Genomic DNA, 17,146 nt, shown 5'->3' on the forward strand with positions numbered 1-17,146 from the left:
TAAATATTTTGAACGGTTTGTATTCATTCTAAATTCAATTCAGCTCATTAAACCTTTCGAGCATAGTGGCGACCTCCGCTCGGGTAGCAAGACCAGAAGGATTTATAGTTACATCCGTGTTGCCCTTCATGATGCCCTTGGACACAGCCCAAGTAATAGACTCTTTGGCATAGCCTGAAATTTGATTGGCATCTTTGAAGCTCAGGCTTGCATTTTTAGCTTGAAGGCCTACCCCTTTAACCTTGGCATATCTATGCAGCATAACCGCGATTTGCTCACGGGTGATCGCATCATTGGGAGCGAATTTCCCCTTATCATACCCGTTAACAATGCTCTTTTGATGGGCCCAAATCACAGGCTCTGAATACCAGCGGCCACTTTGAACATCAGAGAATACACTGGCAAATGTAACCTTCGGTTTATTCTCCATGCGATAGAGTACAGTGGCCAGCATGGCACGGCTCATCTTCCCGGAGGGCGAGAATTCTGTCTCAGTGGTTCCCGTGAACAGTCCCTTGTTGTACACATATCTTACAGAAGAGTAGAACCAATCGTCATGCGCTATATCTGTAAAAGGAGGTTTTTTCGCAAAGGTAACCACCACAAGGGTGTCACGGCTAACCTCTGGAATGGTGTAAATGTCATGGCCTATATATTTCTCACCGTTGACAAAGATATATTCGGTCTCATACCCTTCACCCGGAATCATTCGGATGGTGGCAGAGGTGGTGGCGCGAATGGTTTGAACTTCAAAGCCCTCGGCAATTTTGCCGTTTCCGCCTTTCACCGAAGCTTTAACGGAATAGTAAAGATCCACTGCGGTGCTACCGGCTGTGGAATTGCCCTCCGGAGCAGCCCAACGTTTCGGACCGGTAATTTTGGAGTTCCCGAAATCGGAAACGCCAGTGCTAAGCTTTTCAATAGCCTCAGAGATTTCCGAAGCCAGCGCGTCCTTGTTATTAAAAACAGCCTCAGCCCCGGCAATCACATCTCTCAATGTTTGCGCGGATTTTGTTGGATACCAATAATCCGGATAATAGATGGTTTTGGGATTATCCGCAATCGTCACTGAAGCAAGCAAAGCTTTTGCAGCAACAATGTTTTCATATAACAGAGATTTTGAGGCATCCTTTACTCCATCGCCCACAATGATTTGCACAGCTTCAACCGGTTCAATATACCGGTGTGTCGCATCTTTGTTGGTTAGAATGAAGCCGCTTGAAGAAATGCTGAAGGTACCGCTGTTTTTAGCTTGAAATACAGCCGTTCCGATATTTTGCAGGATGGAATCCTCTGTTCCCTTGGCGGTCATATCCAGATAGACATAGTTGATGGCGCCACCTGAAACTTTCATCGAAATATCCTTTTCCATCTTCACACCGGTATTTTCCAGTACATAAGAATCAAACTGCAGCTTTCCCTGAAAGCCATATACCGGTGCCCTTCCGGCACCAGTATAGGAAAGGCTAAGCTTAACAAGTATTTTTTCTCCGACTTCAAATGATGATTTCGGGGAACCCGAGCTGTCCGTTACGGTGATACCCACACGATAATTAAGGTCTGCCGCATCATTTGCGCCGTAGGCATAGGATGGTAGAACAGCACCTAGAAGCATGATGCACAAAATGACTTTTAAGTATTTGATCATCTTTGAAGTGCCTCCATTAGGGTGAGCTGCGCATCTACAATGTCAACAACGCCGTCACCGTTGGTATCAGCTCTCATCCAATTTTCTACAGAACTAAAGCCGTTGTAGACATTGTCCAAAATAGCGTTCAATGTTGCCAAAACATCGACTTTATCAATCGCACCGCTGCCATCGGTGTCTCCACGCAGAAGAACAGGAGATTTCACCGTTGGTTCAAAACCAAGCTTGGCTGTTAATTGCTCGCCTGTGACAAGCTCCTTTGAAGCACCGATATAGGCTTTCTTGAGATTGTCATATAATAGAGTTTGTTTGTTGCCTCCAATCACAACCGTTGCCTTGCCCATGTTCATTTCAGTGTATATGGTGTACAACGAGAACCCTTGGGTCTGACGAATTTCATAACGGTAACCATAATCTTTCACATGAATTTTGATAACGTCTGACAGTTCTTTATAGACCGTCTTCCCGTTCTGACCTTCAAAAGCAGACAGTCTATAACTAACCTTGATGGCCGTTTCGCCTGGAGCTAATGCTTCAAGGGTCCCGTCTTGGGAAAGTCTGATGATGTTCTGATTATACAGAACGTCCCACACAACGTCTTCTGCCTTTAGAACGGTGCCGTTAACTGTGCGGAGAGCTTTAACAGAAAGCGCCGTTGTCCCGCCTATGCCAAGCTCAATCGAATCAGGCTGATCCTCGGAGCCTTCCAGGTCAGAGATGAGTTTGATGCTTTCATACTCTGACAGAACACGATTCACAAGATACACTGGAACCACCGTTTCATTCCCGGCATCATCAACCGCTGTAAGCATCAGGGTCTGGTTCGGGTCCTCACTTGAAGCCTTGCGGTTAACAATGAAGGTTCCGTCAGGACGGATAACAATGCCGTCTGAACTGCCGTCTAACGTTAAGCTTGCGGATGGTTCTGTTAGGCCATGGAAGCTATAGCTTAGGTCCGCACCAACAAAAACAACCTGATTGCTGACGGTGTTATCAACGTTTTCCTTATCCAGGCTGGTTTTAACCTCTTCATCAAGGAGTAACACAGGCGCTTTTGTATCCACAGTAAATCCTAGGGCTCCTGATGAGCGGCTGCCTTGGAGGGTGTCCCGGTTTTCAGCAACCGCTATAAAATCAACCAAGTGCTGGCCGTCTTCAAGACTTTCTTCAAAGGACCACACCTTCTTAAATTCCTGAGGTGTGTTTTTATCTTCGGTGTTAAGGTTTAGGGTCATTTTAACAGGTCTGTCGAAGGTGTACGTCGCCTTGAATTGGTCAGTATTTAAGTAATAGATATCTTTCGATCTGTCAATGTTTGTCTCGACGCTTACAAGCTTGGGCTTATCCGTTGAAGGCATAACAAAGCTTGGCGATGATGCAAATTCGCTTGAACGGTAATATTCCGCCTGTTTAAGGGGAGACTCCACAATTCTAACCGCCTGCACTTTAACTGAATAAGTCTTGCCTTCCTGTAATAGAGGCCGGTTGGTTTGGTTTTCTAATGGTTTGAGAATGATCTCACTGCCAACTTTAAATTGACCAAAGGAATTCTCGACCTCATCCCCGTCTTCATCTTGGATCGCCACAAGATAATGTGTTGCAGTGTCGTCGCTTCCCGTTATGCCAACCCTCACATAGCCGTCACCGCTGTAGACCGCAGACACAGATTTCGGGTTCTGCGGGAGCAATGGATTGGTAAAAGTGAAGGTTGAAGCCGTGATTTTCTTGCTCATTCCGCCTTGATGGTTCACAAGCATTGCCACCACATGATATTTCCCTTCAGGAAACGACTCAGGTAGCGTGAATACATGAGAACCTGATTTAATTTCATCTAACTCCAGGTTGCCGATACTAATTAATGATGAAGTATCTTGAATGTTAGAGGATTCAATGGCTTTCATGACCGACGGGTCCTTCGTGACATAGACATTAAGTGCACCCGAATATTGGCCCTGCTTGTCCGTAGTCCAGGAAACGTTAATATCACGGCTTGTATTTGCGCTCGTAGCAGCACTAACTCCTGTCAGCTCAGGCATATAGTCAACACTGTTTACTGCAAAGCTGTCTATAAAGACATCAGGTGTCGAAACTGAAACGGACCAGTTGCCCCCAACAATCAGAGAGGGATCAGTGACTGAGATGTACAGATAATTCGTGCCGTCTAAAGATTGAACAAGGTAGTTTCCGTTGCCCTTATTATCGTCTTCAACCATGGTCAGTCTTTTGCCATTTGGATTGGTGACAATGATTTCAGATGCAGACGGCTTGATTAAACCGCGAAGCGGAATTTCAAAGAGAAGGGCATCCTTTGTGGCCGGATTAATCTCTTTGGTCACCCCATTCCCGGCCCTTGTCTTAGCGACAGCCTCCGTACTCAGTCTTCTCATATTCGTTCCATAGATCATGGTGGTCGGCACAAGATTGCCGCTCTCGTCCAGCGCCTCCGAGTGGACATAGTGAACGGCTTCTCCTCTTGAAGAGAGGTCGATGGACCCGCCAAAGCTTAGGTCACCGTTCCAATAATAGATGAAGCCAAGCTTCACCCCAATGACCTTAAAGTTCGCACCCACAAAGTCCGATGAGACGGCTGCCTCAACGCCTGCGATCTCCTTGCCCCCGAGCAGCGGGATGGAGTCTGGAATGAACAGCCCTGCGTACACGTAACCATAGAAATAATCTTCCGTAATTTTAATCGTGATCCCGCCGCGAATGGCTCCGGCATGAATGCTGATGTTGCCGAAGGCATTAAGCTGAAACGGCGAGATCCATTGAACATTCATTCCCGCCCCAATATTAAGCAGCCTTCCCTCTTCGTCTTTCTCCAGGTGGCCGCTGCCTTCTATGGCGAGACCGGATAGCTTCGCATCCAGCTTAAAGTCACCTACAATAATGGCATTAATTAATAGCCTCGTCTGAAGATGGATGGTAAGGGGCGGAAGCTCGCCTGCCGGTTCTCCGGCAACGGTGTCTGCAAGGTTTGAGATTCCTCCGCCAAGGCCTGTGATAAATACATAAGGTGCAACCACAGGAACCTTCATTGTGGATGGCGCTAAAAAGAAGGTGAGCTTGTCCAGCATCATTTTGGGCACGGAGTTAATAGGAACCTTTTTGAGGGCCAATGACCCTTCTACTTCCAGCATGGTAACAGAAACACCGGCATCAATACTATAAATATCATCAATGGTGTTAATGGTGATATCCGCCTTAACACCGGCTTCGTTTCCTACTAACGGGCCTAATATATCTTTGGGCAAGGCTACAGACAGTGTTGTGTTAATGCCAACAAAACCAATCTCGCTGTCTTTACTTCCATAGAGAACATCTTGAACGTTCGCTGTCAGCGAGCCTTTATAATCATAATGCTCCTCACCCTTCGATGAATCAGCAGCTTTTAAAGGCATTGAAATTCTACCGCCAAAGCTAATTCCGAAATCATCATCGTCATGAGTCATAACACCGTACTTAATATTGATCAAAAAACCTGCAATATTCTGCAGCATATAACCGGCATCACCGAGCTGTAGTTCAAAAGCCTGAGCAGTCTTCTCGGCAACAGCCTCCCGGTTCAAGGTATATTTGGTACCATTGCTGGCTTCAAAATGCCACTTATTATGCCAAATATTAATCGAGTTAATCACTTTGATCGTACCATCGCCTTCCAGCTTAGCCCCCTTGTTGTCAACGGTCATCTTAAGGGCTTCGGTGCTGTCATAGGTCAAGATGCTGTTGATGGTAATGTCGCCATCGGCCGGGCTGGCAGAGTAATATTTTTCCGTACCCGTATCCATCAGCCTGATTTTCCCGCGAAGCGTCAACAGGATTTCTGTTTCGCCTTCTTTAAAGGCTATTCCTTTGTGAAGAATGCCGTCTTTATTCACGCCGCCGGCTATAAATTTCTTCATTACATCTTCGTTTGTAAAACTGATATAGTCATATAACTGTCTGTGGTTTGCAGCATCTGTGAACCGGACTAGCGAGACAATACCGTAGCTTGCACTTTTATCCGCTAACTTATCGGTAACGTCGACTGTAGCGGCTGCTTTAACTTTGGTACCAAAGGCATCGATCAGCTGTTGATTTGTAAATCTGAATTCAATATCATACTTTCCAACCGCCAACGTCTGATTCGTTGAGAACGCAAGCGTTTGGCCTTCATCAATAAAGCTTATTTTTCTTTTGTCAATCAGAGCAGCCTCACCGCTTGTTGATGAAACAAGGTACAGACCCCATCCGTCACTTCCCGAAAGGGCCCCTGACAACACCTTCATATCGCCAGAAACGGTAAGGTTTTTGTCGCCTTCATAATACACGGCCGCCGGGAAAACATGCTTCATTGAAACCTCCGGGAGCTTTCCTTCCACTGCAGGAATCAAAATGTTTGTGTTGGCACTATAGTCAACCACTTTATTGGTATTAGCATCAATAATTTCTGTGGCGTTTAGCGAAACGACCAGCCGTTTTGACGTGATCATGGACTGTGCCTCAGCAATAATGTCAACATCCGGAATATCAAACACCGTTCCAATGTTAAGACCGCCCGAAATCTTCACTGTGTATTCCCGTGTCTTCGTGGCTGCAAACACAAGTCCTTCTTCGAGACTAAGCTTCACAATGGGTTCTATAAGTTCCTTTGCTCCTGAGACACTATTGTCAATGACTACATTTGCTTTAAAAACACCATTGTTTTCATACCCCTTTTTGTCGTTAGCCAGCAATACATTCTCGGTTTGAATCCCGATGGATACATGCTCCTTTTGGGTTTGTTCAGCAAAGCTGCCGATGCCATAGAGCATTTCAGAAATTCTGACTTGACCCGGCTCAATGGTTTTTTCATTCCAATAATAAGCTGTTGCAGTGTCAGGAACTAAGTATTGGTTGGAATAATTAGTAAAGTCAACACTAGGGTTTGGTGTATACTCGTATCTGGTGTTTGCAAGATTAATCCAGTGTCCGACAATCACTTTATCAACGTTGACATCCTTGTTGCCGCTCCAGCCGGACAAGAGGGCATAAGCCGTCTTGTTCGAAGCGGACAGAGAATCAACATATCTGATTTGCTGCGGAAGGTTGTCACCGCTATATTCCGTTTCAACGATTGTCGGCTGCGACGGGTCAACCAAAACGTAAGGTGCGTCAATCTCTGAACCCAGCGCGTTGTCCAGCAGAAGCCGAATCCCCACCGTTCCGGTTGTGGCATTGTTATTTTTCACATCATATGAAATACCAATGTTACCCGTCCTTGAATTGTTAGGGTCGATTGAAATGGACACCTTTTGTGTGATGGTATAGCCCTTAATGTCCCATGCAATGGTTAAAAGCCTGTTTTGCTCAGAAACGACAGGTTCATGAAGCTTGGTATCAATTCCAAACCAGCCATATTCCTGACCGAAAATAAAATCCTTTCCGTCGATCCGGACGGTTGTGAACGATGTTCCATTACTCCTTGCCGCATCTTCCTTATACAGAAGCGGAAGGTTGTTATCAAACGCTTTTTGCGGATGACCGTCAATAGTTTCGATGGAGAAACCACCGGTTTTTGAATTAATTGAATATTTCATATATTCGTTCGCAATGGAATAATTAGCATTACTGGCGTCAGCATGAACAGGGAAACTTGCAAACGTGAAAAGCATGGATAGAATAATAGCTGCAGCTATGCTGCGTTTCATTGTTCTATAGAACGTCATTGCCTATTTCCCCCCTTGATTTGAGACATATACATGAATGTTGAAATAGTCGCGTTTATCCGTTTGGATATATACCGTGTACCAACCGTTCGTCACATTGTCGAGGGTATACACTCCGCTTTTCTCCGGCAGGACTGTTCCTTTTGTTTTCATCTGACCTTGGGTTAAGACACCTTTTTCATAACGTGCATACGAGATCCCGGAGAAGTTCTTCAGTGAAATTTCAACCTTGTTTCCAAGAACGGACGCAGCATTGGAGCTGTCCGGCATCACGCCGTTCACAAGTGCTATGGTGTCATAAAGACCTACCAGGCGAACAGTCCGGCGAATGGTGGTTTGATTCCCTGCATCATCTCTTACGGTATAGTCGATATAGTACGGGTTCGAGCGGACAAATTCATTGGCCGAGATGTTGTCAGGGTTAAACATCCGCCCGCCGGCTCCATAGCTTATGGTGACCCGCTTCGTCAGGTCCACCTTCTTACCCGCAACCATATCCCATGCCTCGAAGTCCAGAAGCTTGGACTTGTCATAGGCAATGGAGGCATCTTTTTGTGGCGTCATGCCTTCGATGAAGATGAGCTCTTCACCATTTTTAAGCTTCAGCACAGGGGGTGTTTTGTCGATTAGACCAATGTCAACACCGTACGAGGTATAGGTCCCTGTTCTTCCTTCAAGGTTAAAATTGTAAAGTCCATTGTCTCTATAGTTCATTGACTTCTCTTGTTCCCACGGATCGTTCCCGCCCACGAATTTAGCATCTTTATCCGTGATTACCGTGACATTCACATTCTGGTTCGTTGCCGGGTTCTTGTCGGTTCCCACAACATAGCCTTCTTCTTTTCCAGAGGTGTCAACACCAACAACAATCTTGTTTTGATGATCCTTTTCCACCCACTCGCCGCTTTGGTTCTGTTCGAGATATTTATATGTCCAGCGGACCTCTTTAACCCTTGGGCCGCCCACTTCAATTCCTTCAACCGTTACAAGAATTTTCTGTGTGATGCCTGTTTGGTCCCTGACTTGAAAGACGTGCTCCCCGTTCGTTTTTACGTTGATCACTGCCTCTTTATAGGACAGGGCACCGCTGGCTTCGTCCTTCACTTCCGTCAGAAGTGCATGTTCATAGCCACGATAAGAAACGGTAAGGTCTGTTAGTTTTCTAAGAAGGTCCAGCGGAACGCCGTCACTGTCACGAAGCTCATCAAAGGTCACATTCACGCTCAGCTTATCTTCAGCTAATGTGGCTGTGGCTTTGATTTGCGGCGGTGTGGACACAATATTGGATACAGTAATCACTTCCTGGCCTTCATTGCCATAGTCGTCAACAAAGAACATGGACACCGTACCATTTTTTCTAAAGCGGACAGCTTTTGTGCCGGGGATATGAACAATATCGCCCGCAGTTAGGCTTCCGGCAGGTTCTACACCGGTGACTGTAATCGTCTTGAGCTCCTTGCTGAACTGTGTCAACTCCACATTCACGCTTTGTGCAGTAATGGCGGTGGGAGGCGTGCTGTACGTTTTTGCGATAGCAGTTGGCACTACCTTGTTAATATTTGAGACAGTGATCGGAGTTGTCCAACGGTTTCCAGCGTAGTCATAGGCTGTCACATTGTAGATTCCTGAGCTGTCCAGTTCTACGACATATTCATTCTCAAGCGGCTCCCCTTTGAAGGGATAGACCACCTCGCCCTTCTTCACCTCTGCAAAGGCGATTTCACCTGAATCATCCGTTAAAGTGATCGTTGCAAAGATATTTTGGTTCGTCTTGGACGTGCTGGATAACACATAGGAGGTTTGGCCAATGGTATTGTCGTAATGGTTATAGCTAACCGTTTGAGAACCTGTATTGCCCGATTGATCTTTAAACTCAAAGGTGAATGTGTGATTATCCTCTGTTAGCGTCCTTGAGAAGGCTGCGTTGTTGTTTGTCATAGCAAGCGTTTTTCCGCCTCCGGTAAACTTGAGCGTTGCCATAACCCTTCTATAGGCTTTGCCTTCTTGGATTGGAACCCAGTTTCCAAGATAGTTCTCATAGCTGTATTCCATCGTGTAGTGTTTGTCTTGCGTAATTGGCGTTTTATCAATGTTTGAAACCGAGACCGGCACGATTGTTACTATTCCCGCTTTATTTGTCACTTTGAAATACACTGTTGCATTCTGCTCGAAGGTTTCGGTATGTGAAACAATCGATTCAATGGGGCTAAAGCTTATGCCGTCATACGAACGTTCAAGTTTTAGAATTCCGCTTTCCGGGTCATATACAGAAAGTGTTGCGGTAACATTTTGGTTGGTTGGCTCCGTGGTCGAATAGTTCACCTTTGCAGCTGGTGCAGTTTCGTCAACCGATGCAATGGCAGCATATTCCGCTTCCATCCGGTCAGCTTCCATACCTTCTGCCGTATAGGTCTCGAAATAAGCTGATTTTGTTGTTTTCCCGTCTCTTAGCGCTTCAAATACAAGCTTAGAATAAGCTGTTCTTCCTTCAACTTCTGTAAACGATGGGTCAGGAACACTTAGCTCGGTATTTAGTTCTAAACCGGATAATACTGCATGTTCAACAAAGAAATATTGTCCGGCATACTTTGGATTCGGAACTACAATATAATACAGCTTGTCGCCCTGGTTAAAGGATATGAACCCGCCGTTTTGAATCGTTTGACCATTTTTCTCTACATAGCCTGTAGTATCAAAGCCTGTAACAAAATCAACCTCAGGCGTGAATTCCAGAACACTGTCTCTTCCAACCTCGTCCTGAACGTAAAGGCTGATTTTATTATTGTTTTGGATAACAACCTCATAGTCCATTACATAGTTAGCGGAGGTTGTTAAAAGTCCTGTATACAGCAGGTTCGACCTGGCCATATCCCCCACAGCATCTCCCTCTACAGGTGCGTTTGGCATTACGGTTACTGGAACGTTAAAATAAACGCTGACCGTTGCGGTGGTTTTTGTGGTTGCAGGGTTTGCGCTGACCCTTACAATGGATGCCTCAGCGTCAACCAGGTCCAGTTTTGCGTCAAAGAACACTTTTTCAGTCACGTTTCCTGCGGTGTCAACGGCTTTGACCCCAATGGCATAGCTTCCACTAAGGCCCTTCAAGTTAATGGTGTAGGTTTTCTGTTTGTTGCCTTCGCCATTAATGATTGCCGGACTGCTCTGCATTTCCACGGATGGACTTGATTGAAACAGCGCATAGTCGTCTTCGGTTAGAATATGGTTTGCTGCCGGATCTTGAATAAGCGCGAAGGAGACGGTTGTGTCATTCTTGTCTGAGACATCAACTGTAATCACACCATCCTGTCTGGCTCCTTTGGTCACAACGTCACTTGAAGCAAGCGCAGATGGAGCTGCCCGGTCAATGTTAGATACGGAAACAGGAACCAGAACACGATTGCCAAGCTCGTCGGACAGGATCAGATTTGTGGTTATATTTTCGCTTACCGTTACCGTGAATGCACCGTCTGTATAGGGAGAAACCGTGATTTTGTCTGCATCCTCGGGTGCAACGGTCAGCTTGCTGATCCCTGTGCCGGCATCACTTGCGGTTATTGTTGCTGTCACTGAGGCGTTGGTTGGCTGAATGGTGTTATAGTCCGGCAATTCAAAGGTTGGTGCCTGGCTATCATACAGAATGGTGACCGGTCTTGCTTCTGTTACAAACTCAGGTCTGTCGTCAGCAGGAACATTCATGAGTCCAAACTGAAAATAGATGGTGTTGACACCTTCTTGAAGCGGAACCGGTGTGTCGAGTGTAAATGCATAATTCCCGCCGGAATTGCTGCTCGCTGTAAACTCAGGAACTAAAGTGCCGTTATCTGTTGGCATGCCGTCCGTGGTTGCATAATATACCGGGTTCTGATATTTCGTTGCGCTGTCAGAAGTCCATGAGGCATGGGGCTCATTCAACACAGCATAGACACTATAGGTTCCATCCGTTGTTGTACCCATTCCGTTTAGAGTCTGTGCCCCGCCAAAGTTTAAGGTATCAATTACCGCAGGCTCTGACCTCATCCCAAAGTACGGGGACACCTTTTTACTTTCTCTGCCATGCGGGTCTTTGGCCACAACCACAATACTGTATGCACCTGTTGGAAGTCCGGTCAGGGTCAAGGTTTGATTAACCTGGGCTATGTTGTCACTGCCAAGGGTCAGTGTCAGCGGATAGTTCGGCATACCCTCAATTCTGATCTCGGAGTCCGGCTTGGATACATAGTAATATGCACTGGCAATTTCACTGCGGTCTGTCACTTTCACGTTAAACTGATGGGATGATTTAAAGAGATTGTGCTGACTTCCTACGGTAAATTTAATCTCCGGAGGATAGGCGTCATACGTGTATACTTGTGAGAATTCGGCAGTGTTACCAGACTGTTTATTTTTCACACGATATTCAAGGATATATTTCCCGTCCATCAGCACTTTGGTTCCGCTAAGATTCGTTTTTTCAGCTGCACCAACATCATCGCTTGATTCGTACACTCTGAATTTTTGTGTAAAGCTGTTGTCATTGCCAGGATCAGAAATCCACCGGTAACTCGTTTCAAGGTTTGGATTGCTTACGTCAAAGCTAAGGTCGAAATACGGCTTTGGAAGACTGGAATCCTCCGTAATCAGTGTGTCAGCAACATTTCCATTGAAAATACTCACAGGTTTTTTATAGTATCTGGAGGCTTGCTCGTTTCTAGAATCGTTTCCAAGTGAGTCTACTGTGAAATAATAGAGCGTTCCCTCAAAGTTGTCTCCTTTGGGAATGGATAGAATGGCAGTGGTGCTGTCACCTTCTGAGTCTACAAATGCCCATATCCCTTGAGTTGAGGAAATTTCTGCAGAGGCAGGTTTAATTTGATTGATTGGCGTGTCAGGCGGCGCCGCATTCCCGTTCATAAAGGTATAATAAGTTCTTGACCAGCCGTTATTGCTTTGCTCAAGGTCATTCATTTCAAAGCTATAGTCATTTCTTTTGCGGAGCTGTGCATCTTGGGGATGTACCGTTTCGTTTACGGTCACCCGCGGAGCCTGGTTATCGATTAGGATATTCTCAATTTCTGCATATCCGGCCTCTCCGCCAAGCGGATTGTCAGCTTGATCCCATCCATACAGCCGAAGCTTGAATTCGCCTTCTACCCGATCAATTGGACTTAGCTTTAGGCTAACGCCATTGATAACCTGCGTGTTAATCGGTGCGGTAACTCTTGCTTTGTTTCCTGTACCGTCAAAGTTTGTGATTCGGGTCATGGCCGGTTCATAGGAATCACCGGTTTTCTTGTACAGCTCATAATTAAAATAGTTTCGATTCGACTCGCTGTGGGCGACATTTCCTTCTGGATAGAGGGTTTCGCTGGCCACCATATAAAATTCATGCAGCTTTTTGATGTTGCCTTGAATGGAATTTGCCCCCGTCAGGTCATTTCCAGTTTGGTCGGTCACTCTTACCGTTGGGGTTTTGGTGTCCACTTTATGAGTTGAAAAATAAAAGCTTTGTGATGCCGGTGATTCTGGAGTTGGGTTCTCTAAATAATAAGCCTGCGCACGGCCTTTTTTCGTCAGATGGGTAGATACATTGTCAAGCTGAAGCCTTATACCCTCACTTTCCACTGCGCTAACATCCAGCGGGACTTGTCCAGTGAACTGAAGCTTGCCGTTTGGCTTGCCGTCATTGCCCTGGAGTTTCGTCATGGTCAGGTTGGCAAGCGGTGTTGTCGTGTTGTTCCCAATATATAACGAAGGCGTGGCTAGGAGGTTGGTGATCAACTCCGTTTTAATTTCTTGCGTCATAGTTTTTTTATGAATGGACACCGCTTCAACCGTGATATTAACATCTGTGAATTTACGGTTGAGATACAGATTGTCCTGGCTCGGTGAATAGGTAACCGTTTGAGTGATATCGGGGTTGCCGAGGTTATATATGCTACGATAGAACGTATACGTTACATCTTTATAATAGTAGTCCGCTTGCCCTATCTTTGTTGTTAAATAGGTTTTAACCTCGGGATTTCCTGAGCTTGTATGGGCAAAGGTTCCCCCGAGGCTTTCAGCATTGGTAGACTGGGCAAGCAGCGCCACTCTATAGGTCAGAGAAATCTCTGCTTTGTCCTTGGCAACCATCTGATCGTAAAGCTTCTTGCGGTCAATATCCAGCTGGAATGTATTTGTTTTTGTAGGTTCCTGGAATTTCAGCCAATCCCTTCCCACAGCGTCGTCCGAAACGCTATAGCTGACAACAGGAGCATCCTCATATTGCATAATGTCATAGTGACCATATTGATCTCTGACATAGTTGTCCCACTCTGCAAGTTCAGAGCCTGACGAATTCGCATCCAGATAGAACTCTCCTCCATGCTTATCAACGTCACCCATATCGGTGAATTTTCTTTTGGTTACGTCCGAGATATCACGATACAGTCTGCCCTGGTCTTTTGTCCATGAGTATATTGGAATGGTCTTCGTCTGTGTTGGATTTATGTTTCCCCCAATTTGAGGAAGCCACAGAACCACCGACTCACCGTACCAGTCATCACTGCCCACCAGCCAAAAAACGAGCTCGTTCATTCTCCACGGTGGAGTATTTTGCAATTTAAATGTATGTTGTGTATCAGACCAAGCGGCAGCGCCGCCAAAATTTGTTGCTTGATCAGAGTTTATTCCAGATTCATATGTACTTACGCCCATATAAATATTATCACCGGTTCCGCCGTTGTCGTTGCCACCTGTTTTCACACCAAACACATAAGTGTACTCTGTTGCTACATTCGCATACACAGGCGCTACTGATAGTAAAAGCGAAAATACCAGCATCAAGCTTATAATCTTCTTCATAAAATCCCTCCTCGTTAGAAAATAGTTTCTATATATTTTGAGCTAAGACCCATAGCTTTCAGCTCTTCTTTCATTTGATGTGCGAGTTCAATTTTTTTGTTAGGGACATATACAGCTACGCCGCCCCGATGGTTATAGCCTGCTGAATTTCTTACTTCGAAGGCAAGTGCTTGGGCGGCGGCAGTGACTTCTGAGGATTGGCCCATAAGCTCTATCAGATCATATTGGTCGAATATCCCGTCGTTTTTGCCTAATAGCTCTGAGCGGTTGGCAAGGTCTGTTAGGGAGAGATCAAATTCTGCATGTTCTATGGCCTTAACCAGAGATTCCGCCTGAGACAGCTTCAGCATTGATAGGGTGGTTTGCATCTCAGCTTCAATCCCCGAATGAAGGGTAAAGGACTCTAAAATTAAACGCCCTATCCTTTCAGTGCTGATCTGCGGGTTTCGCTCTAGCGCACCTATCCATGTGGTATAATACAAGCCTGCTGCGGGGGTTGAATCTTCAGAAGCTATGAGATATTTGCCCTGATTTCTAAGTGCATAGGCAGTTTCAACTGTACCCATAAGACAGGCATCAAAGACGATTAAGTCGAAATACATATCTGATGAATCGATCGCGTTGGATAGCTCCGAAACCTTCATCGTTTTTCGTTCGTTTAACTCATCTGCACCAAATCCGCCCATTGTTCCATACCCATGGTCCCATAGAATCAGGATATAACGCTCACTTGGTGCAACGGTTTTGCCCCATACAAGAAAATCCTTTAGTGTTTTAGGGTCTGATGCGGCGGTTTGGATGTGGCTGTCGTGCTTTAGCAGCTGTCCATGGCTAACTTCAAAGCGTTCGGATGCTCCATCGGTCATGTATTTGTTGTGATAGTTGAGCGTTCCGCCTGTTTGCAGCAGGATTTTCGTATGTTGGCTTGGCTGACCGCGCAAAATTTCTTCCAGGTCATCGGTTAACCGGCCTTGCTGTGATTCAAGGTCAGAACCCACTGCATAGATTAAAATCGTCGTTCCATTCAACTTTTTATCCTGCTCCCAAAGTGACCTCGCCTCGTTTAAAGCTTGCGTGGTGAAAATATTTGCTGCACTAAGGGTTTGACCCAGCGTTGCAAGCTGGTCTTTGGGTCTTGTGTTTAGAACATAACTGCTTATTTTCGCAAGCGTTCCCCGATTGAATTCGCGTTCTTTGGTAAGGTCTATCCCCAGAACTATTGAGGCGAAAGAAACCGCGGTTCCATAGGTGAAATCGCCCTTTGTTTCTGAATATCTGAGCACCCTTAAAACCATTGAACAATATTGGTTAAGCGAGACGGCCAGGTTACCGCCAAAACGAAATTCATCGATTCCATTAACTACACCCTTGGTATAGGCATACGACACGTAGCGGCTTTCCCACCCTGTATCCGTAAATGGGCTTTGGTAGGTGCTTTTCAGGACCTCTTTCTCCTTCCCCCACAGACGCAGCATCATTACAAGGGCTTCTGCTCTGGTAGGCACCCGCGACAGCTCATATCCATTCTCCGTTCCACTGAACAATCCCAGGCGGTTAAGCGCTTCTGCATAGCTGGAGCTTTGTGCCACTGCGGCTGCTGATGATGGAGTTGCTGCAAGAAGAAAGATTAAAAAAATGATAAAACCTCGGATTTTTGTCATCATGTTCCGGCCCTTCAATGGATTGATCCTATCAAGCTACAATTTTACATGGCGGATTAACCCCTGTGTGAAAGTTAAAGAAATCTTTAAGTTCGCGCTTGCCGCTCCCTTCTGGCCAACAGCAAAAAGAGCCTGATCTCCGGGAGATCAGACTTTTAAGGATACCTAATTGATTCACAGCCCCTAACAAAATGTGTTAGTCTATGTAGGATGGGTAAAAGACTTAGCTATAGATTATATCGTTTTTATATGTTGCAACAGGAGAAGATAATATGAGTAACGAACCAAACTTTTGGCTGGATTTACCGAAACCGTTTTTTATATTAGCTCCAATGGAAGACGTCACAGATATTGTATTTCGTCACGTCATTAGTGAAGCTGCACAACCTGACGTATTCTTCACAGAATTCACAAGCACAGAACATTATTGTCATCCTGTTGGAAAAGAAAATGTAGGTGGCCGGTTAATGTTCACAGCGGATGAGCAACCGATTGTCGCTCATATTTGGGGCAATAAACCTGCACTTTTTGAACAGATGAGTATTGATATGAAAAAACTTGGTTTTCGTGGTATCGATATAAACATGGGATGCCCAGCACAAAACGCCGCAGCCAGTGGGAAAGGGGCTGGATTAATACACCATCCTGAAGTTGCAGCAGAAATTATTCAAGCAGCAAAAGCAGGTGGATTGCCGGTTAGTGTTAAAACAAGATTAGGTTACTCTAAAATTGATGAGTGGCGCGATTGGTTAGGACATCTATTGAAACAAGATATTGCGAATCTGTCCATTCACCTTCGGACCAAAAAAGAGAAGAGTAAAGTAGCTGCACACTGGGAACTTATTCCTGAAATAAAAAAATTGCGCGATGAAATTGCCCCAAATACGTTGTTAACCATTAATGGAGATATTCCGGACCGCGCAACAGGATTAAAAATAGTTGAACAATACGGCGTGGATGGTATCATGATTGGCCGCGGCATTTTCACTAATCCATTTGCTTTTGAGAAAGACGCTAAAGAACATAGCGCGAAGGATTTTCTCAATTTACTTCTTTTACAGTTGGATCTTCATGATAAATATTCAACAGAAACCTTGCCACGTTCATTTAAACCACTTCTTCGCTATTTCAAAATCTATGTTCGTGGATTTAGAGACGCAGGCGAACTAAGAGACCAATTAATGGAAACCACTTCCACAGACGAAGTACGTCGTTTAGTAAAACCTCTTTTAGATCTGGAATTAGATTGAAGAAAAAGAGACTTCCCACAAGTTCAATGAACTCATAGGAAGCCTCTTATTTTTGTATCATGTGGTCAAACGGTGTTT

Annotated in this window: 5 protein-coding genes; 1 reads left to right on the forward strand and 4 read right to left on the reverse strand. The window is 45.4% G+C overall.

Annotation, left to right across the window (positions count from 1 at the left end; translation table 11 throughout):
- Nucleotides 1–34: 34 nt before the first annotated feature.
- From NSU18_RS14070 to NSU18_RS14085, 4 genes are read right to left on the reverse strand one after another with little or no spacing between them, the layout of a single operon-like run.
- Nucleotides 35–1,648, reverse strand: a complete 1,614-nt coding sequence (locus NSU18_RS14070; RefSeq protein ID WP_341149317.1) for an S-layer homology domain-containing protein — start codon at nt 1,646–1,648, stop codon at nt 35–37.
- Entirely contained in the window at nt 1,645–7,317 is a 5,673-nt protein-coding gene (locus NSU18_RS14075) for a dockerin type I domain-containing protein (RefSeq protein ID WP_341149318.1), read from the reverse strand. Before NSU18_RS14075 ends, NSU18_RS14070 begins: the two co-directional genes overlap by 4 nt.
- Nucleotides 7,318–7,338: 21 nt before the next feature.
- Nucleotides 7,339–14,157: a hypothetical protein gene (locus NSU18_RS14080; protein WP_341149319.1), complete on the reverse strand. Its 6,819-nt coding sequence runs from the start codon at nt 14,155–14,157 to the stop codon at nt 7,339–7,341.
- A 14-nt stretch (nt 14,158–14,171) separates the two neighbouring features.
- The gene (locus NSU18_RS14085; protein WP_341149320.1) at nt 14,172–15,821 is read right to left on the reverse strand and encodes a clostripain-related cysteine peptidase; all 1,650 of its coding nucleotides are present in this window, start codon (nt 15,819–15,821) and stop codon (nt 14,172–14,174) included.
- A gap of 269 nt (nt 15,822–16,090) precedes the next feature.
- Between NSU18_RS14085 and NSU18_RS14090 the strand changes: the two genes are divergently transcribed.
- On the forward strand, nt 16,091–17,068 hold the full coding sequence (locus tag NSU18_RS14090; protein ID WP_341149321.1) for a tRNA dihydrouridine synthase: 978 nt from the start codon (nt 16,091–16,093) through the stop codon (nt 17,066–17,068).
- The last annotated feature ends 78 nt before the right edge of the window (nt 17,069–17,146 follow it).

Origin of the sequence: Paenibacillus sp. FSL H8-0048, from assembly GCF_038002825.1 — a bacterium.
In the GTDB taxonomy this organism is placed as follows: Bacteria; Bacillota; Bacilli; order Paenibacillales; family Paenibacillaceae; genus Paenibacillus_AQ.